Genomic DNA, 19,391 nt, shown 5'->3' with positions numbered 1-19,391 from the left:
GACATCAAAGGCGGGGTTCACAGCCAGCGCTCGCGCATCAGCGCAATCATGGCGCGCGCCGCCTGGCCGCGGTGGCTGTGCGCATTTTTCTCGTCGGCCGGCAGCTCGGCAAAGGTTTTGCCCAGCGCGGGGATGAACATCACCGGATCGAAGCCGAAGCCACCGCTGCCGCGCGGCTCGCGCACGATCTCGCCCACCGCGCGGCCGACGGCGATCAGCGGCTCGGGGTCGTCGGCGCTGCGCAGCGCCACCAGCGTGCTGACCAGGGCGGCGCGGCGCTGCTCGATGCCCTGCATCTGCTCCAGCAGCGCGCGCACGTTGTTGGCGTCGCCCTTGGCATAGCCGAAGCGCGTGGCGTAGTAGGCAGTGTCCACGCCCGGCTGGCCGCCGAAGGCGTCCACGCACAGGCCGGCATCGTCGGCCAGCGCCGGCAGGCCACTGGCGGCGCTGGCGTGCCGCGCCTTGGCGAGCGCGTTCTCGACAAAGGTGCGGTACGGCTCGGGCGCCTCGCCGATGCCCAGCTCGGACTGGCGCCGCAGGCCAAAGCCCAGCGGCGCCAGCATGGCCTGCAGCTCGGCCAGCTTGCCGGCGTTGTTGGAGGCCAGCACGATGTTCATGGTCAAATCAGGCTCCAGCGCCCACCAATCAAGCGCAAATAGCTATTATTTTGATAGAGACTTTTGCTGCAGCGCGATGAGCTCGCCAATGCCCTTTTCGGCCAGTTGCAGCAGGCGGTCCATCTCGGCGCGCGAAAAGGCCGCGCCTTCGGCCGTGCCCTGCACCTCGACGAAATGGCCGGCGCCGGTCATCACCACGTTCATGTCGGTGTCACAGGCCGAATCCTCGCCGTAGTCCAGGTCGAGCAGCGGCACGCCGTCCACGATGCCCACCGAAATGGCGGCCACCGTGCCCAGGATGGGCGAGGCCGCGACGCGCTGTTGCGCCAGCAGCCAGCTCACCGCGTCGTGCGCGGCCACGTAGGCGCCGGTGATGCTGGCGGTGCGCGTGCCGCCGTCGGCCTGGATCACGTCGCAGTCCAGGTGGATGGTGCGCTCGCCCAGGGCGCCCAGGTCGAACACGGCGCGCAGGCTGCGGCCGATCAGGCGCTGGATCTCCTGCGTGCGCCCGCTTTGCTTGCCGCGCGCGGCCTCGCGGTCGCCGCGCGTGTGGGTGGCGCGCGGCAGCATGCCGTATTCGGCCGTCACCCAGCCCTGGCCGCTGCCGCGCTTGTGCGGCGGCACTTTTTCCTCGACCGAGGCGGTGCACAGCACGCGGGTCTGGCCGAACTCGACCAGCACCGAGCCCTCGGCGTAGGCGGTGTAGTGGCGGGTGATGCGCACCGGGCGCAGCGCATCAAAGGCGCGGCCCTGGCGCTGATGGGCAGAAGAAGAAGTGGAGGAATCGGTCATGGAAACGGCAGTCGAAAAAAGACGGACCCGGGCGCCTGCGCACCGGCCCGAGGTGGTCAGCGCCGCGCGGCGCTGCGCTGGATGGCGTCGTTGATCTCGGCGATGGAGCGCTCGATGGCCTGCTCGTCCAGCTCGTCGAGCAGCGGGTCGACGTCGACGGCCTGAATGGTGGAGGCAAAGCTGTCGCGGTCCATCAGCTCGGTCTGGGTGAAGCCGCTGCTGGCGACCGCCGGCTGCGCGGACTCCCATTCGAGCGCCAGCACCGTGACGTTGTCCGAGCGCGCCCCGGCCTCGGCCAGCGCCTGGTCGACCAGCGCCGGCACCGCCTGCGCCACCGGCAGCGCCGACAGGCTGGCGACGATGGCCTCGTCGTCGATGCTGTCCCACAACCCGTCCGAGCACAGCATCACCTTGTCACCCTGCCGCAGCGGCAGCGGCCCGCCCAGGTCGTACATCGGGCGGGCGATGGAGCCCAGGCAGGTGAACAGCACATTGCGGTTCAGCGCCTCGATGGCGCTACCGGCGTGCGCCTGCGCCTCGACGTAGGAATGGTCGCGCGTGCGCGCCAGCAGGCGCCCCTCGCGCACCACGTACAGGCGCGAATCGCCGCAGTGCACCCATTGCAGCACGCCGTCCTGCACCACCGCGGCCACCACCGTGGTGCGCGGGGTGTCCAGCAGCGCGCGCGCGCTGGCGTAACGAATGATCTCGTGGTGCGCGGCCAGCACGCCGGCGGACAGGAAATCGGGCACCACCGCCAGCCGCGTGCGGGCGTGCCGTTGGAACTGGCTGGAAAACGACTGCAGCGCGATCTGCGCCGCCACCTCGCCATCAGGGTGGCCGCCCATGCCGTCGGCCAGCACGAACAGCCCCGCATCGCGCGTGTAGCTGTAGCCCATGCGGTCTTCGTTCTTCTCGCGCCCCCCGATGCGGCTGAGCTGAAAAATCGAAAACTTCATTGCCACCACCCGGACTGCCGGGCGCCAAACGAAACCATCGGACACCCAAGAGCCCGATGGCCGCGGAGCAGGCCATGCCAGCGGTCGCCGTGGACGGGCTTGGCCCGTTCACTGGCGACGCCCCCTCGAAGGGGGGAGGCGAAACAACGCGCAGCGTGTGGAGTCTGGGGGTGAGCCATTTATCTCATGCGGGTGGCCAGATGCGTGGCCCGCTTGATGTTCTTCTTGGTGTCGGTCAGCACGTTGTCCAGCCCCAGCCGCACCTTCTCGGTCATCGACAGCTTGGTGTAGCGGCGCTCGCCCTCGCGCGACAGCTCTTTCTGCAGCGCGAACACCGACTGCGGGCGCGACAGCGGATCGAGCGCCATGCACCACTCGACCATCTCGATCAGGCTGTCGGAGTACAGCCCGCGCATGCGGGTGAGCGACAGCGCCAGCCGGTCTTTCTCCAGCCGCTGCGGCGCCTCGTTGGGCGGAAAGCCGTGCATGCACGAATAAATGCAGGCGCCGATGGCGTAGATATCCGTCCAGGGGCCCATGGTGGCGTCGCGCCGGTACATCTCGGGCGCGGCAAAGCCGGGCGTGTACATGGGACGGGTGAAGTTGCCTTCCTTGTTCAGCACCTCGCGCGCCGCGCCGAAGTCCAGCATCACGGCGCGGTTGTCGTCGGTGATGAAGATGTTGGCCGGCTTCAGGTCCAGGTGCAGCATCTTGTGCTGGTGCACCACGCGCAGGCCGCGCAGGATTTCGTCGAACAGCGAGCGGATGGTGGACTCGCGAAACACCTTGTCCTTCTTGAGCTCGCGCGCCGTCACGATGAAGTCCTGCAAGGTGGCGCCCTCCAGGTGGTTCATCACCATGTAGACGGTTTCGTTCTGACGAAAGAAGTTCAGCACGCTCACCACCGAGGCGTGCGAGATCTGCGCCAGCGCGCGGCCTTCCTCGAAGAAGCTCTTGAGGCCCAGGCGGTACAGCGACAGTTTTTCGGGCGCCACCTGGGGCACCAGCTCGCCCGGCGCGCGCGTGGTGAGCGCCGTCGGCAGGTATTCCTTGATGGCCACCTGCTGGCCCGAGGCATCCAGCGCCAGGTAGACCACGCCGAAGCCCCCGCCGGCCAGCTTGCGCAGCACGCGGTAGCCCCCGATCATGGTGTCGGGAGGCAGGGGAGCAGGCTTGAGCTTTGCCATAGAATTTTGAATGCACCCCGGTTGCCGCGCGAACCCGCTGAAACCGGCCTGAAGCGCCGTAGGCAGGCCCGTCACGCAAGCGAAGGAAACCAAATGTCAGTTTACAGTATGACCGGCTACGCCAGTGGCCGGATCAACCCCCGGAAAGCCAGCGACGAGCAAGCCGCCCTCCCCGGCGTCGTGATCGACATGCGCTCGGTCAACAGCCGCTTTCTGGACCTCACCTTGCGCCTGCCCGACGAGTTGCGCGCACACGAGCCGGCCCTGCGCCAGCTGCTCACGCAAGGCCTCAAGCGCGGCAAGGTCGAGTTGCGCGCCGCGCTGGAAGGGCGCACCGGCAGCGCGGTGGGCGACCCGCCGATCGCCGTGCTGCAGCAGCTGGCCAATTTGCAGGACAAGGTGCGTGCCTGGCTGCCCGAGGCCGCCGCGCTGTCCGTGGCCGACGTGCAACGCCTCGCCGCCGGCACCGGCGACGGCGCCAGCGAGGTGCCGGCCGACGCCCTGCTGGCGCTGGCCCGCCGCGTGCTGGATGATTTTGCGGCGGCGCGCGCGCGCGAGGGTGCGCGCCTGGTCGAGCTGCTGCACGCGCGCATGGCCGAGCTGCGTGCGCTGGCCGCACGCGCCGAGCCGCTGGTGCCGCAGGCCGTGCAGGCGCAAAAGCAGCGCTTCGTCGCCCGCTGGAACGAGGCCTTGGCCGACGCCGGCAGCACCGTGCCCACGGCGGCGGCGCAAGAGCGCGCCTTGGCCGAAGCCGCCGCCTTCGCCATCCGCATCGACGTGGCCGAGGAGCTGGGGCGTCTGCGCGCGCACCTGGACGAGATCGAGTCGGTGCTGAAAAAAGGCGGCGAAGCCGGCAAGCGCCTGGACTTTTTGATCCAGGAGCTGCACCGCGAAGCCAACACCCTGGGCTCCAAGTCCGCCGCGCTGGAGCTGTCGCGCATCAGCGTGGACATGAAGGTGCTGATCGAGCAGATGCGCGAGCAGGTGCAGAACATCGAGTGACGTTTCAGGGCTGCCCGTGCCGCCCAAAAAACGATCGTCTTGCTATCGACAAAGCGTTGCGCGCCGGTTGAATGCCGATCCCGTGAGCAAAGAAATCGACGGGAAACCTACAACATGGGATCGGACGTAACCCGCCGCAGTTGGAGCTGAACCAGTCAGCGGATGCCCGGCGATCCCTGTCATGGACAAAACTGCGGTTACATGGACTTGCCTGAAATACTGTATAAATCAACAGTATTTCTATGCGCTCTTCAACCACGTCCATCAAACACCCGAATGCATCAGCCATCGCCTTGCCCGGCGTCTGGCGCGGCTGCGAACTCGGTCAACGGCCCGCTGCGGTGCAACCGACGGGATGGGAGCAGCTCGACCAAGCGCTGCCCGGCGGCGGTTGGCCTAGCCGCTCACTGACCGAGGTGCTGACGCCTCAGCCGGCCGTCTTGGAGTGGCGTCTGCTGAGCTTCGCGCTCGGGCGCATCGCGGCGCAGGGCCGCCAGATCGTCACCATCGCGCCGCCTAGGCATCCGTACCTGCCGGGCCTGCAACAGGCGGGTCTGGACGAGCGGTGCTTCGTCTGGATTCAGGCCGACCAGCCCGCCGAACGGCTCTGGGCCGTCGAGCAATTGATCAAGTCCAACGCCTGCGGCGCCATCGTCGCCTGGCTGCCCCAAACGCGGCCCGAGCAATTGCGCCGGCTCCAAGTGGGCGCCCAGTCCTGTGATGCTCCAGTGTTCCTGTGCCGCCCCGAAACCGCGCGGCGCGAGCCTTCGGCCGCGCCGCTGCGCGTGCTGGCCAGCCCCGGGCTGGATTGGACGCTACGGCTGCAAATCCTCAAACGCCGCGGCCCCGCCATGAGCGAGGCGATTTCGCTGCCGTCCATGCCCGGCTCATTGGGCTCCATCATCATGCCCCGGTTGCGGCAGCCGAGCCGGTTTTTCTGCCCTGAGGTGCCTGCGCATGCAGTGGATCGCTTTGTCCCTGCCTCCCACCCCCAATGGGACGCCACCGCCCAGTGACGCGCTGGCTGGGCTGGCGACCTGGGCCCTGCAGTTCACGCCCCGCGTCGCCATTGTCGATGAGGCCGTGCTGCTGGAGGTGGAGGCCAGCTTGCGCCTGTTTGGCGGACGCCGGGCCTTGCATGACCGCATCGCGGCCGAGGTTACGGGTCTGGGCTGCACGGCCATCGCCTGGGCGCCCAACAGCCTGGCCGCGCTGGCTTGCGCCCGTGGCGGAATCGTCAACGGGCTGCGCCTGCCTTTGCCCGATCTGCTCGACGCCCTGCCCTTCAAGGTTTTGTCGGCCACGACGCCCTGCCGCCTCACACTGGCCCAGCTCGGCTGCCACACACTGGGCGACGTGCGCCGCCTGCCGCGCGGCGGCATCGGCCGGCGCTTTGGCCAGACGCTGCTGGCGGGGCTGGACCAAGCCTACGGTCTGCGCCCCGAGGCCCATGAGTGGGTGCAGTTGCCCGCGACCTTCCGCGCCCGGCTGGAGCTGATGAGCCGCGTGGAGACCGCGCCCGCCCTGCTGTTTGGCGCGCGCCGGCTGCTGATGCAGTTGTGCGGCTGGTTGGCCGCGCGCCGTGCCGGCATCACCACCTTCACGCTGCGCTGGGCCCATGACGCCATGCGCACGCGCGACGCAGGCGAAGGCGGCGCACTCAGGGTCCGCACCGCGCAACCCATGCGCAACATCGAACACCTGTGCTGCCTGCTGGCCGAGCATCTGGCCCGTGTCGTGCTGCAGGCCCCCGTGGGCGAACTTGAGATCACGGCCGACCACGTTGTGCCCCTGCACGAACCCAACGCTTCGCTGCTGCCCGACCCGCGCAGCGACGGTGAGTCGCTGACCCTGGCGCTGGAACGCGTGGCCGCGCGGCTGGGACCCGATCGCGTGCTGCGGCCGGTGCTGGTGGAAGACCGTCGCCTGGAATGGGCCCAGCGCTGGCAGGCGGCGGCCCTGCCGCTGCCTCGCGCGCGCGTCGCGCCGCCGGAGTTGGCACAACCCACCTTCGTGCTGCCCACGCCGCTGCGTTTGCAAGTGCGCAACCACCGGCCGCTGTATCGAGGCCCCTTGGCGCTGCTGACGGGGCCGCAGCGCATCGAAGGCGGCTGGTGGCATTGCGAAGGTGGCACGGCCGCGCAGCACAGCCAGTTGGTGTTGCGCGACTACTGGGTCGCGCTCAGTGAGCACGCCGGTGTGCTGTGGGTATATCAGCAACGGCTGGCCGGCGACGACATCGCCTGGTACCTGCATGGGTTCTTTGCATGAACGCGCCGACACATTTTTCGGTACCAGATTACGCCGAACTGCGCTGCCTGAGCAATTTCTCGTTCCTGCGCGGCGCCAGCCACCCCGAGGAGCTGGTGGCGCGCGCCCGGCAGCAAGGCTACGCCGCCCTGGCGATCACCGACGAATGTTCGCTGGCCGGCGTGGTGCGCGCGCATGTCGCGGCCAAGGAGCAGGGACTGAAGCTGCTAATTGGCAGCCAGTTTCAGGTCGAAACAGTGGGCGACGACGCATCCGGGCTGTGTCCCTTCACGCTGGTGGTGCTGGCCTGCAATGGCAATGGCTATGGCAATTTGTGCGAATTCATCACCCGCTTGCGGCGCACCGCCCCCAAGGGCAGCTACCGGCTGCCGGTGCGCGACATCGACCCGCAGGCCCTGGCTGACTGCGTGGTGCTGGTGTCGCCGCAGCGCGCCGGCACTGCGGCGCAACTGCTGGCCTGCGCGCGCTGGCTGCTGGAGCGCTTCATGGGGCGCTGCTGGCTGGCGGTGGAGTTGCTGCGCCAACTAGACGATGCCATGTGGCTGCACCGCCTGCGCGAGGTCGGCGAACTCACGGCGATTCCGCTGGTGGCCGCCGGCGATGTGCATATGCATGTGCGCTCGCGCAAGCCGCTGCAGGATGTGCTGACGGCCACGCGCATCGGCAAACCATTGACGGAGTGCGGCCTGGCGCTGCAGCCCAATGCCGAGCGGCACCTGCGCTCGCGCCTGCGACTGGCACAGACCTATCCGCCAGAGCTGCTGGCGCAAACGCTGCGGGTCGCGGCGCGGTGTGATTTCAGCCTGGATGAGCTGCGCTACCAGTACCCGGCCGAGGTGATGCCAGCAGGTGAGACCCCGGCCGGCTATCTGCGCCGCATTACTTACGAGGGTGCCGGCCGGCGCTGGCCTGAAGGTATTCCCGCCAAGGTGCAGAACCAGATCGAGCATGAGCTGGCGCTGATCGCCGAGCTGCGCTACGAACACTACTTCCTGACGGTGGCGGACATCGTGGCCTTTGCGCGTTCGCGCAACATCCTGTGCCAGGGGCGCGGCAGCGCCGCCAATTCGGCGGTGTGCTACTGCACGGGCGTGACCGAGGTCGACCCGGCCCGCATGTCGGTGCTCTTCGAGCGCTTCATCAGTCGGGAGCGCAACGAGCCACCGGACATCGACATCGACTTCGAGCACGAGCGGCGCGAGGAAGTCATCCAGTACCTGTATCAGAAGTACGGGCGCGAGCGGGCCGCGCTGACGGCCGCGGTCATCCGCTACCAGCCCAGGAGCGCGATCCGCGATGTGGGCAAGGCGCTGGGCTTCGAGCTGGACACGCTCGATACCCTGGCCAAGGACCACCGCTGGTGGGACGGCGGCACCATCGATCCCGAACGGCTGGCCGAGGCGGGGCTCGCACCAGGATCGCTGCAGGTGCGCCAGCTGGTCACGCTGACGGGTCAGTTGCTGGGCTTTCCGCGCCACCTGAGTCAGCATGTGGGCGGCTTCGTGCTCACGCGCGGCCCGCTGTCGCGCATGGTGCCGATCGAGAACGCGGCGATGCCCGATCGCACGGTTATTGAGTGGGACAAGGATGACCTCGATGCCATGGGCCTGCTCAAGGTGGACGTGCTGGCGCTGGGCATGCTCACGGCCTTGCGCAAGGCGCTGGCCTTCATCGGCGAGTGCCAGGGCCAGGTGTTCGAGATGCAGGACATACCGCCCGAGGATGGCGAAACCTACGACATGGTCTGCAAGGCCGACACCATCGGCGTGTTCCAGATCGAGAGCCGCGCGCAGATGAGCATGCTGCCCAGGCTCAAGCCGCGCTGCTTCTACGACCTGGTGATCGAGGTGGCGATCGTGCGACCCGGGCCCATCCAGGGCGGCATGGTCCACCCTTACTTGCGCCGGCGCCAGGGCCTGGAGCCGGTGAATTACCCCGGTGCAGCGCTCAAGGAAGCGCTGGGCCGGACGCTGGGCGTGCCGATCTTCCAGGAACAGGTGATGCAGGTGGCGGTGTTGGCAGCCGGCTTCACGCCCGGCGAGGCCGACCAGCTGCGCCGCGCGATGGCGGCCTGGAAGCGCAAGGGCGGACTGGAGAAATACCGCGCCAAGCTGGTGGATGGCATGACCGAGCGAGGTTACGGGGCCGCGTTTGCCGAGGCCATCTTCGAGCAGATCAAGGGATTCAGCGACTACGGGTTCCCGGAGAGTCACGCGGCCAGCTTTGCGCTGCTGGTGTATGCGAGCTGCTGGATCAAGTGCCACCATCCGGCGGAGTTCCTGGCGGCCATGCTCAACAGCCAGCCACTGGGTTTCTACAGCCCCAGCCAGCTCGTGCAGGACGCACGCCGCCACGGCGTGCAGGTGCGGCCGGCCGATGTGGCGGCGAGCGACTGGGACTGCACGCTCGAAGGACAGACGGACCAGTCCGTGGTGCGGCTGGGACTGCGCATGATCTCAGGCATGCCCCGTGCGGCAGCCGAGCGCATCGTCGCCGCGCGGGCCAAGGGGCTGTTTGCCAACGCCGACGATCTGGCGCGGCGTGCGCTGCTGGACCAGCAGGACATGCGCCGGCTCGCCGGTGCCGAGGCGCTGGCGAGCCTGGCCGGCCATCGCCGGCAGCAGGTGTGGGAAGCTTCGGCGCTCAAGGCCACGCCGCGGCTTCTGCGCGACGCGCCGGTCCACGAGGATTTCCTCGAACTGCCGGCCGCGCCCGAAAACGAAGAAATCGTCTTCGACTACGCGAGCACGGGCCTGACGCTCAGGCGTCATCCGCTGGTGCTGCTGCGGCCGATGCTGCGCAAGCGGCACCTGCGCAGCGCACAGGAACTGAACGACCTGCCCAATGGCAGCCTGGTACGCTGCTGCGGCATCGTCACGCTGCGACAGCAGCCGCAAACCGCCAAGGGCGTGGTCTTCGTCTCGCTCGAAGACGAGACCGGCGTGGTGCAGGTCGTCGTCCGGAAAAGCGTGCGCGAGCACCAGCGCGCAGCGCTGCTGCAATCCAGGCTGCTGGCGGTGCAGGGCCGCTGGCAGCGCGAGGGCGAAGTGTCCAATGTCGTGGCGGACCAACTGGAGGATCTGACGCCACTGCTGGGACGACTGGCAGACGTGCTGGGCAAGAGCCGGGATTTCCACTGAATGATGATGGCACTCCATCGAATGCCTCAGGTCAGTCTGCGTTCGCTCCGCTGTGGCATCGGATCCGGCACTCCCGCCCCAAGGCATGGATCCCCTCAGTGGGGCGCCACGACGGGGCCTGCTACCGGCTCGTTGATGGCCCCCGGCACGCGCCGGCGCGCCAGCAGCGAATACATGGTGGGCACCACGAACACCGTCAGCAGGGTGCCCAGACTCATGCCGCCCACGATCACCCAGCCGATCTGGCGGCGGCTCTCGGCCCCGGCGCCGGTGGCCAGGGCCAGCGGCAGCGCGCCCAGCACCATGGCGCCGGTGGTCATCAGGATGGGGCGCAGGCGCTGGCTGCTGGCGTGCACCAGGGCGTCCAGCATGGGCTCGCCGCGCTGGCGCAGTTGGTTGGTGAACTCGACGATCAGGATGCCGTGCTTGGTGACCAGGCCGACCAGGGTGATCAGGCCGATTTGCGAATAGACGTTGAGCGAGCCGCCACTCCACTTGAGCGCCAGCAGCGCGCCGATCATCGACAACGGCACCGAGAACATGATGACCAGTGGATCGACGAAGCTCTCGAACTGCGCCGACAGCACCAGAAAGATGAACAGCAGCGCCAGCGCGAACACCACGATCAGGGCACCCTGCGAGGAGCGGAACTCGCGCGAGATGCCGTTCAGATCGGTCGTGTAGCCGGTCTTGAGCACCTTGTCGGCGCTTTGCTGCAAAAAGCCCAGCGCCTCGCCCAGCGAATAGTCGGGCGCGAGGTTGGCCGTGAGCGTGGCCGAGCGGCGTTGACCGAAGTGATTGAGCTCGCGCGGCGACACGCTTTCGCGCACCGTGACCAGGGCCGACAGCGGCACCATGGCATCCACCCCGCCCTTGCTGGCGCGCAGCTGGATGCGCTCGATGTCGTCAGGCGTGCTGCGACCGGTGATGGCCGTCTGCACGATCACGTCGTACTGCTCGGCGTCGCGCTTGTAGCGCGTGACCACGCGCCCGCCCAGCATGGTCTCGATGGCACGCGCCACGGCGTCCACGCCCACGCCCAGGTCGGCCGCCCGCGCACGGTCGACCTCGATACGCAGCTCGGGCTTGGACAGGCGCAGATCCACGTCGGGGGCGATGAAGCCCGGGTTGCCGGCCACTTCGGCGAGCAGTTGGCGCATCACCTCGTTGAGGTTGGCATAGCTGTCGGAGGTCTGCACCACGAAGCTGACCGGCCGCTCGCGAAAGCCCTGCCCCAGCGACGGCGGCGTGATGGCGAAGGTGTTGACGCCGGCAATGCGGTTGAACTGCGGCTGCAGCTCGCGCGCGATGTCCAGCGTCGAGCGCTGACGCTCGGACCAATCCACCGCGCGGTACATCACGCTGCCCTGCGACACCGTGGGGTTGCCGACGTTGGCGAAGATGCGATCGAACTCGGGATAACGCTCGCCGATCTGCGCCAGCTCGCGCGCATAGCGGTCGGTGTAGGCCAGGGTGGAGCCGTCGGGCGCGTTGATGCTGGCCAGGATCATGCCGCGGTCTTCCAGCGGCGACAGCTCCTGGCGCAAGCTGGGGTAGACCACCGCAATCGCGGCGGCGCAGCCCAGCATGACCAGGCCCACCGCCCAGCGCCAGCCGCTCAGGATGCGGCGCAGCAGTCGGCCGTAGCCGTTGGCCAGCGCCGTCAGCGCGCGCTCCATGCTGCGGTCGAACCAGTGCGGATGGGGGTTGTGGCGCAGCAACTTGGAGCACAGCATGGGCGTCAGCGTGAGCGCCACGAAGCCCGACACCACCACTGCGCCCGCCAGCGCCAGCGCGAACTCGACGAACAGCCGCCCGGTGCGCCCGGGCGTGAAGGCCAGCGGCGCGAACACCGCCGCCAGCGTGAGCGTCATGGCGATGATGGCGAAGCTGATTTCGCGCGCGCCGTGGATGGCGGCGGCAAACGGCGCCATGCCCTCCTCGATGTGGCGGTAGATGTTCTCCAGCATCACGATGGCGTCGTCCACCACCAGGCCGATCGCCAGCACCAGCGCCAGCAGCGTCAGCGTGTTGATGGAAAAACCGGCCAGCGCCATCAGGCCGAAGGAGCCGATCAGGCTGACCGGAATGGTGACGATGGGAATGATGGAGGCACGCATCGTGCGCAGAAAGACAAAAATCACCAGCGCCACCAGCACGATGGCCTCGGCGATGGTGGCATACACGCTCTTGACCGCGCGGTCGATGAACACCGAGTTGTCGCTGGCGATGTCGACCTTCACGTCATCGGGCAGATCCTGCTGCAGGCGCGGCAACAGCTCGCGCACGCCCTTGGACAGCTCCAGCGGGTTGGCCGTGGCCTGGCGGATCACGCCGGCCGAAATCGAAGGCCGACCGTTCAGCCGCACCGCGCTGCGCTCGTCGGCCGCGCCTTCCTCCACCCGGCCCAGGTCGGCAATGCGCACCGGAAAGCCGTTGACGGTCTTGACCACCACGGCGGCAAACTCGGCGGGCGTGACCAGGTCGGTCTGCGAGGTGACCGAAAACTCGCGCTGGCTCGACTCGATGCGCCCGGCCGGCAGCTCCAGGTTGTTGCGCCGGATGGCGTCTTCCACGTCCTGCGTGGTCAGGCGGTAGGCCGCCAGGCGGTTGGCGTCCAGCCACACGCGCATGGCGTACTTGCGCTCGCCGTAAATGCGCACGTCGGCCACGCCGGTCACCGTCTGCAGCCGCGCCTTGACGATGCGGTTGAGCAGGTCGTTGATCTCCAGCGGCGACCGCGTGTCGCTGGAAAACGCCAGCCACATGACCGGAAAGGCATCGGCCTCGACCTTGGCGATGACCGGCTCGTCGATCGCCTGCGGCAGCTTGTTGCGCACGCGCGAGACGCGGTCGCGCACTTCCGCGGCGGCCGTGTCGGCGTCCTTCTCCAGCCGAAAGCGCACGCTGATCTGTCCCTGCTCGGGCCGGCTGATCGAGGTCAGCACGTCCACCGCGTCGATGCCGGCAATGGAGTCTTCCAGCGGCTTGGTCACCTGCGACTCGATCACCTCGGCCGAGGCGCCGGCGTAGCGTACGCTCACCGTCACCACCGGCTCGTCGATCTTGGGGTACTCGCGCACCGACAGGCGCGTGTAGCTCACCAGGCCAACCAGCAGGATCAGCAGCGACAGCACGGTGGCGAACACCGGGCGGCGAATGGACAGCTCGCTCAGTTGCATGGCGCGCTCAGCGTGCGGGCGCGGCGCCGCAGGGGCTGGGGCCGGGCAGGGTCTCGGCCCAGGCCACGGCGGCGCTCGAGGCGGCCGGCGCTGCAGGCGTCGCGGCGGCCGAGGTGTCGGCCACGCGCAGCAGCGCGCCATCGCCCTGGATGCGTTGCTGGCCGGCCGTGACCACCCGCTCGCCCTCGGCCAGGCCCTGCACGATCTCGACCAGGCCGGCCAGGCGCACACCGGTCTGCACGTCCACGCGCTCGCCGCGCCAGGCCGGCGTCCCCTCGGGGCCTTCGGCCTTGACCAGCCGATAGACGCTTTGCCGGCCGCCTTGCGAGACCACGGCCTGCTCCGGAATCATCAGCGCCGCGCGGTCATCGCCCAGGCGCGCGGCCACGCGCGCAAACATGCCCGGGCGCAACTGCAGCCGCCGGTTGTCGATGCAGCCGCGCACGATCAGGCTGCGGCCGTTGGCGTCGATCTGCGGGTCCACCGCCTGCACCACGGCGGCAAAGGCGCGCTCGGGCAGCGCCTCGACCTGCACGCGCGCACTCTGGCCCGGCCGCACGCGGGCTTGCCAGCGCTCGGGCAGGCGAAAGTCGACATACATCGCGTTCATGTCTTCCAGGTTGACGATGTCGGCGCCGTCTTTCAGATAGTCGCCGACGCTGATGTTGCGCAGCCCGGCCACGCCGTCGAAAGGCGCCAGCACCCGCAGGCGCGCGGCGGTGGCACGCGCCAGCTCGGCCTTGGCCTGGGCCACCTTGACCGCCGCCGCGCTTTCATCCAGCCCGCGCTGGCTGATGAAGCCCTGCGCCACCAGCTCGGTGTTGCGCCGGTGGTTGGCCTGTGCGATCGACAGCTCGGCCTGCGCCTGCTGCAGTTGCGCCTGTTGCAGCCGGTCGTCCAGTTGCACCAGAAACTGGCCCCGCACCACCTTCTGGCCGTCGCGAAAGCCGATCTGCACCACCCGGCCCGCCACCTCGGCGCGCACCACGGTGCCCTGGCGCGAGCGCAGCGAGCCCACGGCTTCCACGTCGTCGGCCACGGCCTGGCGGCGCACGGGCGCCGTCTCCACCACCACGGCCGCGCGCGCCGGCGCGCCACCGGCCACACCGGGCTGGGCCGCTGCGGCGCTCTTGGTGGTCGCCGTGGCCGGCGGGCGTTGCACCCACCAGGCCACGCCCAAGGCACCCGCCAGGGCCAGGACAGCGATCAGGGATGTCGAGGTCTTCAAGTTTGGGCTCACGCGCACCGGCGCCACCGCAGCGCCAAATCTTGCAAACTGTAGCAGCAGCCAGGCCCGCTGCCCCGGCATCGGGGCCATCCGGCGCAGAAAAAATCAGCCGCGCGGCACGCCGCGATTGGCCAGCGCGTCGGCGCGCTCGTTGCCTTCGTGGCCGGCATGGCCGCGCACCCAATGCCAGGCGATGCGGTGGCCGCTGCCCGCCACCAGCGCATCCAGCCGCTGCCACAGGTCGACGTTCTTCACCGGCTGGCCGGTGGAAGTGCGCCAGCCCTTGGCCTTCCAGCCCGTGATCCAGCTGGTGATGCCCTGGCGCACGTACTGGCTGTCCAGGTACAGCGCCACCTCGCACGGGCGCTTGAGGGCGCTCAAGCCCTCGATCACGGCGGTCAGCTCCATGCGGTTGTTGGTGGTCAGCGGCTCACCGCCGCACAACTCTTTCTCGTGGCCCGGCGAGCGCAGCAAGACCCCCCAGCCGCCGGGGCCGGGGTTGCCCTTGCAGGCGCCGTCGGTGTACATCTCAACGCGATCCAAAATGACTTTCCTTGTGATGGCCGGCCGGCGTGGCGCGCCCGGCAATGGACGCCGGCTGGCCCACGGGGGCGGCCGCCTTGCGCCAGCTTTGCCCGATCAGCAGCGGCCCGCGCACACGCTTGACGGCGACGATGCAATAGGTTGCGCCCAGGATGGGCCACCAGCGCTGCCCCAGCCGCTCCAGCCAGCCGAAGCGCGCGAGTGTACGGGCGCCGCGCACGGCGGGCTGATAACAGCCGAACTCGGCCGACTCCAGTTCCAGCTCCAGCAGCTGCAGCCAGTCGCGCAGGCGTCGCGGGCCGATGAACTCGCCCACGTCGGGCAAGAACAGGCGCCCGCCCAGCCAGTGCGCGCGATACTGGCGCAGCCCCCACAGGCTGGCCGGGTTGAAGCCGGTAATGGCCACCCGCCCCTCCGGCACCAGCACGCGCTGCACCTCGCGCAGGCAGGCATGCGGGTCGGCACTGAACTCCAGCGTGTGCGGCAGCACCACCAAGTCGAGGCTGGCCTCGCCAAATGGCAGGGCCGTGCTGTCGGTCACCAGGGCCGTGCGCGGGACCGCCGCCTCGGGCAAGGGTGGTGTCACGTTGGCCAGCCAGCGGTGCGGCATGCGGTTGGCCGCCATCGCGTCCAGCTCGGCCAGGCCCAGTTGCAGCGCGTGGTAGCCGAACACGTCGGCCAGCGCCTCGTCCAGCCGCGCGCGCTCCCAAGCCAGCACCACTTGGCCGGCGGGCGTCTGGAACCAGTCGTGCAGATCGCTCATGCCCGGGTTTGCTCCGTGGTCCCGTTGGGAAGCGGATTCTTCGGGCGTTGGAGAGGCCGGCCAGCCAGCGCATCCAGCACCAGCCACGCAGCACGGTCCAGGCCCCCGCTCGATGGTGAATAAAATCCGCTCTTCATGAATCTGATCGCCCTGCCCGCCTTCGAGGACAACTACCTGTGGCTGCTGCACGATGGTGCACGTGCGTTGGTGGTCGATCCGGGCGATGCCCAGCCGGTGCAGGCGGCGCTCGACCGCCTGGGTCTGCAGTTGCAGGGCATTCTAGTCACGCACCATCACGGCGATCACACGGGCGGCGTGGCCGCCCTGCGGGCCGCCACCGGGGCGCCGGTGTACGGCCCGGCGCGCGAGCGCATTCCGGAGCCCTTCGAGCCGCTGCGCGGCGGGCAAGGGGTGACGGTGCTGGGCATCGACTGGCAGGTCATCGACGTGCCGGGCCACACGGCCGGGCACATCGCCTACTTTGCCGCCGACGTCGATGGCGCGCCGCTGCTGTTTTGCGGCGACACGCTGTTTTCGGGTGGCTGCGGGCGCCTGTTCGAGGGCACGCCGGAGCAGATGCTGGCCTCGCTCGACACGCTGGCCGCGCTGCCGGCCGCCACACGCGTGTGCTGCGCGCACGAGTACACCCTGGCCAACCTGCGGTTCGCCATTGCCGTCGAGCCCGGCAACCGGGCGCTGGCCGACTACACCCGCCAGTGCGAGCAGCGGCGCGCGCAGGGGCTGCCGACCCTGCCGTCCGACATTGGCACCGAGCGGGCCATCAACCCCTTTCTGCACAGCCGTCAGCCGGCGGTGGTGCAGGCCGTGCGGGCGCACACGCCGTCCGCCCACGACGAAGTGGCGGTGTTCGCCGCCCTTCGTGAATGGAAGAACACGTTCCGATGAAACTCCTGCATGTGCTGGCGCTGGGCGCCTGTGTCTGGCTGGCCGGCTGCGCCGTGCCTCCCAAGGAAGCCGATGGCGGCGCGGCCGGCACGCCCACGGCGGGCGCCACCCCGACCGGCCAGGCGGGCGCCATGCCCGCCGTGGCCGTGACCGAGCTGCCCAGCGGCAAGGTCGCCCCGCTGGCCGCCCCCGCCGACCTGTGGGAGCGCATCCGCCGCGGCTTTGCCATGCCCAACCTCGATACCGACCTGGTGCGCCAGCAGCAGCAGTGGTATTTGAGCCGGCCCGACTACATCGACCGCATGGTCGAGCGCTCGCGCCTGTACCTGTTTCACGTGGTCGAGGAGTTGGAGCTGCGCGGCATGCCGACCGAGCTGGCGCTGCTGCCCTACGTCGAATCGGCGTTCAACCCGCAGGCGGTGTCCAGTGCCAAGGCCGCCGGCCTGTGGCAGTTCATGCCCGGCACCGGGCGCGACTTTCAGCTGACGCAAAACGTGCTGCGCGACGAGCGCCGCAGCGTGCTCGACTCGACCCGCGCGGCGCTGGACTACCTGCAGAAGCTGCACGACATGTTCGGCGACTGGCATCTGGCGCTGGCGGCCTACAACTGGGGCCAGGGCAACGTCGCCAAGGCCATCGAGCGCAACCGCGCCGCCGGCCTGCCCACCGGCTACCTGGACCTGAACATGCCGGCCGAGACGCGCAACTACGTGCCCAAGCTGCAGGCGGTCAAGAACATCATCGCCGACCCCAAGCTGTACGGTGAGATGCTGCCCGACATCGGCAACCACCCGTTCTTCGACACCGTCGACATCACGCGCGACATCGACGTCGAGATGGCCGCGCGCCTGGCCGGGGTGCGGCTGGAAGACTTCAAGGCGCTCAACCCCTCGCAGCGCAAGCCGATCATCTTTGCCGCCGGCACGCCCCAGATCCTGCTGCCCTGGGACAACGCCGCCGTCTTCAAGAAGAACCTGGCCGCCGCCGACCCGACCACGCTGGCCTCGTGGACGGCCTGGGTGGCCCCCAGCACCATGGCCACGCGCGAGGCGGCGCGGCAGGTGAGCATGGACGAAGGCGACCTGCGCGAACTCAATGGCGTGCCGCGCGGCATGATGATCAAGCAGGGCTCCACCCTGGTGGTGCCGCGCAACGGGAAAACCCCGTCCGCCGTGGCACCGCAGGTGGTCGACAACGCGCACCTGGCGCTGGCGCCCGAGGTGGTGTTGCGCCGCACCACCGTGCGTGCGCGCCGCGGCGACACCATCGCCCTGGTGGCCGCCCGCTACGACCTGCCGGCCGCCACCGTGGCCGGCTGGAACAAGACCCACGCCAGCGCTGCCCTGAAGCCGGGCCGGGCGGTGGTGGTGTATCTGCCGGTGCGTGCCGGTCGCGCCGCGACGGCCAGTCCGCGCGCGGGCGCCAAGGCCTCATCGCGCCATGCAACGCCGCAGCGCGCCCAGCGCCGCGCGGCGCCCGCCAAAGCCGCGCACAAGGCGACGCCGGCACGCAAGGCGGCCGGCAAGGCGACCACCAAGAAGCGCCGCTGAACGGCGGCGCCCACTACGCCCCAAAGCGCAGCTTGGCGCGCTGGGCGAATTCGTTGGTGTAAGTGGTGGCGGGCGCGGGGGCCCGCACCGGGGCCACGGCCGGAACATGCCGCGCCACCAGCTCGTGCGCGGTCGTGACGGCGGCTTCGCTGATCAGGCCGTCGGGCGAAAACGCCTCGCGCACCTTGTCCAGCGCCGACAGGTAGATCGCGCGGTCGCCCGACATGGCGCTTTCGGGCACGGCGCGCACGATGTCGCTGGGGCCGGCCGTCTGCAGCCACTTGAGGGCGCGCACCAGGGCGTTGGCCAGGGCCTGCACGGTGTTGGGGTAGCGCACGATGAAGCCCTGCGGCGCGTACAGGCAGCCGCCCGGCATCGGCCCGCCATACAGCTGCTGCGTGCTGCGCAGCGAGCGCGCGTTGGCGATGACGCGAATCTGCGCGCGAAACTCGAGCTGGCTGATCACCGGATCGACGCTGGCGATGGCGCCGATGCGCCCTTCCTGCAGTGCCGCCGCCGCCGCCGCCCCGGTGCCCACGCCCACCCAGCTCACCTCGTTGGCGCGCACGCCGGCGCGCGCCAGCACCAGGCGCGCAAACCACTGGGTGGCCGAATCGGCCGCCGAAATGCCGATGCGCTGGCCGCGCAACTGGCGCGCGTCGCGAAACTCGGGCAAGGCCGGGCCGCCCACGCCCAGCACCGCCTGTGGCGCGCGCCCCAGCAGCGTGAAGGCGCGGCAGTTGATGCCGCGCTGGCGCAGGATCACCGTGTGCTCGTAGGCGCCCGCCACCAAGTCGGCGTGGCCGCTGACCATGGCCTGCTCGGCCGGGCCACCGCCGGGGTGATCCTGCAGATCGACGCTCAGGCCCTCGTCGTCGAAATAATGCAGCTGCTGGGCCAGGGTGAGCGGCAGGTAGTACAGCGTGGCCAGCCCGCCCACCGCCACCGTCACGCGCGGGCGCTCTGGCCGCGTTTGCGCGCGCAGCGCGGGGCTGGCCAGCAGCCCGAGGGCGGGCGCCGCCGCCAGCCAGCGGCGACGTTGGAGATCGGGTGAAGGGCAGGCGGTCAGCACGGCACGCAGCGGTCGGCAAGGTCAACCCAGACCCTAACCAAGCCCCGGCACGTGTGCATCGGGACGTGCCCGGATGGGGTTTTCATTGATGCCGCAGGGCGGCAGATCGGCTAGGCGTCGGCGTTTCGAGTTTTTAAACGAAACCGGGCCGCAGCCCCCGCCGATCAAGCGCGAGCAGC

The 19,391-nt window shown here is 69.4% G+C and carries 15 protein-coding genes; 6 read left to right on the top strand and 9 right to left on the bottom strand.

Annotation, left to right across the window (positions count from 1 at the left end; all coding sequences use genetic code 11):
- Positions 1-17: 17 nt before the first annotated feature.
- The 4 genes from rdgB to ACWHMB_RS06370 form a co-directional block, all read right to left on the bottom strand.
- A complete protein-coding gene (gene rdgB / locus ACWHMB_RS06385) occupies positions 18-617 on the bottom strand; it encodes an RdgB/HAM1 family non-canonical purine NTP pyrophosphatase (protein WP_293224380.1) in 600 nt (199 codons plus the stop codon).
- Positions 618-662: 45 nt separating this feature from the next.
- The gene (rph, locus tag ACWHMB_RS06380) at positions 663-1,409 is read right to left on the bottom strand and encodes a ribonuclease PH (RefSeq protein WP_293224382.1); all 747 of its coding nucleotides are present in this window, start codon (positions 1,407-1,409) and stop codon (positions 663-665) included.
- Positions 1,410-1,465: 56 nt separating this feature from the next.
- Positions 1,466-2,368, bottom strand: a complete 903-nt coding sequence (locus ACWHMB_RS06375; RefSeq protein WP_293224384.1) for a PP2C family protein-serine/threonine phosphatase — start codon at positions 2,366-2,368, stop codon at positions 1,466-1,468.
- 179 nt (positions 2,369-2,547) lie between these two features.
- Positions 2,548-3,555, bottom strand: coding sequence for a serine/threonine protein kinase (locus ACWHMB_RS06370; protein ID WP_293224386.1), 1,008 nt, complete (start codon positions 3,553-3,555; stop codon positions 2,548-2,550).
- A 93-nt stretch (positions 3,556-3,648) separates the two neighbouring features.
- Between ACWHMB_RS06370 and ACWHMB_RS06365 the strand changes: the two genes are divergently transcribed.
- The 4 genes from ACWHMB_RS06365 (at position 3,649) to ACWHMB_RS06350 (ending at position 9,968) form a co-directional block, all read left to right on the top strand.
- Positions 3,649-4,557 carry a YicC/YloC family endoribonuclease gene (locus ACWHMB_RS06365; RefSeq protein WP_293224388.1) on the top strand — a complete coding sequence of 303 codons (909 nt, stop codon included), beginning with the start codon at positions 3,649-3,651 and terminating at the stop codon, positions 4,555-4,557.
- Between the two features lie 293 nt (positions 4,558-4,850).
- Positions 4,851-5,573 (top strand): translesion DNA synthesis-associated protein ImuA, encoded by a 723-nt coding sequence (gene imuA, locus ACWHMB_RS06360; RefSeq protein WP_377542578.1) that lies wholly within the window; start codon positions 4,851-4,853, stop codon positions 5,571-5,573.
- Positions 5,515-6,828, top strand: a complete 1,314-nt coding sequence (locus tag ACWHMB_RS06355; RefSeq protein ID WP_377483752.1) for a Y-family DNA polymerase — start codon at positions 5,515-5,517, stop codon at positions 6,826-6,828. Before imuA ends, ACWHMB_RS06355 begins: the two co-directional genes overlap by 59 nt.
- Positions 6,825-9,968 carry an error-prone DNA polymerase gene (locus ACWHMB_RS06350; protein ID WP_447648479.1) on the top strand — a complete coding sequence of 1,048 codons (3,144 nt, stop codon included), beginning with the start codon at positions 6,825-6,827 and terminating at the stop codon, positions 9,966-9,968. Before ACWHMB_RS06355 ends, ACWHMB_RS06350 begins: the two co-directional genes overlap by 4 nt.
- 95 nt (positions 9,969-10,063) lie before the next feature.
- Here the strand turns inward: ACWHMB_RS06350 and ACWHMB_RS06345 are convergent, their stop codons facing one another.
- From ACWHMB_RS06345 to ACWHMB_RS06330, 4 genes are all read right to left on the bottom strand, one after another.
- Complete coding sequence (locus tag ACWHMB_RS06345) at positions 10,064-13,150, bottom strand: efflux RND transporter permease subunit (protein ID WP_447648478.1); 3,087 nt, start codon at positions 13,148-13,150, stop codon at positions 10,064-10,066.
- Between the two features lie 7 nt (positions 13,151-13,157).
- Positions 13,158-14,390, bottom strand: a complete 1,233-nt coding sequence (locus ACWHMB_RS06340; RefSeq protein WP_377483759.1) for an efflux RND transporter periplasmic adaptor subunit — start codon at positions 14,388-14,390, stop codon at positions 13,158-13,160.
- A gap of 93 nt (positions 14,391-14,483) precedes the next feature.
- Positions 14,484-14,906, bottom strand: coding sequence for a ribonuclease HI (gene rnhA, locus ACWHMB_RS06335; RefSeq protein WP_377483838.1), 423 nt, complete (start codon positions 14,904-14,906; stop codon positions 14,484-14,486).
- Position 14,907: 1 nt separating this feature from the next.
- Complete coding sequence (locus ACWHMB_RS06330) at positions 14,908-15,684, bottom strand: class I SAM-dependent methyltransferase (protein ID WP_377483761.1); 777 nt, start codon at positions 15,682-15,684, stop codon at positions 14,908-14,910.
- 135 nt (positions 15,685-15,819) lie between these two features.
- Between ACWHMB_RS06330 and gloB the strand changes: the two genes are divergently transcribed.
- On the top strand, positions 15,820-16,590 hold the full coding sequence (gene gloB / locus ACWHMB_RS06325; protein ID WP_377483763.1) for a hydroxyacylglutathione hydrolase: 771 nt from the start codon (positions 15,820-15,822) through the stop codon (positions 16,588-16,590).
- A complete protein-coding gene (locus ACWHMB_RS06320) occupies positions 16,587-18,140 on the top strand; it encodes a transglycosylase SLT domain-containing protein (protein ID WP_377483765.1) in 1,554 nt (517 codons plus the stop codon). Before gloB ends, ACWHMB_RS06320 begins: the two co-directional genes overlap by 4 nt.
- Positions 18,141-18,153: 13 nt before the next feature.
- On the opposite strand, the gene ACWHMB_RS06315 is transcribed toward ACWHMB_RS06320, so the two are convergent.
- Positions 18,154-19,212: an ABC transporter substrate-binding protein gene (locus ACWHMB_RS06315; RefSeq protein ID WP_447648477.1), complete on the bottom strand. Its 1,059-nt coding sequence runs from the start codon at positions 19,210-19,212 to the stop codon at positions 18,154-18,156.
- Positions 19,213-19,391 lie beyond the last annotated feature (179 nt).

The sequence above is a fragment of the Ottowia pentelensis genome (assembly GCF_964341695.1).
This window is presented reverse-complemented; position numbering and strand designations above follow the sequence as displayed.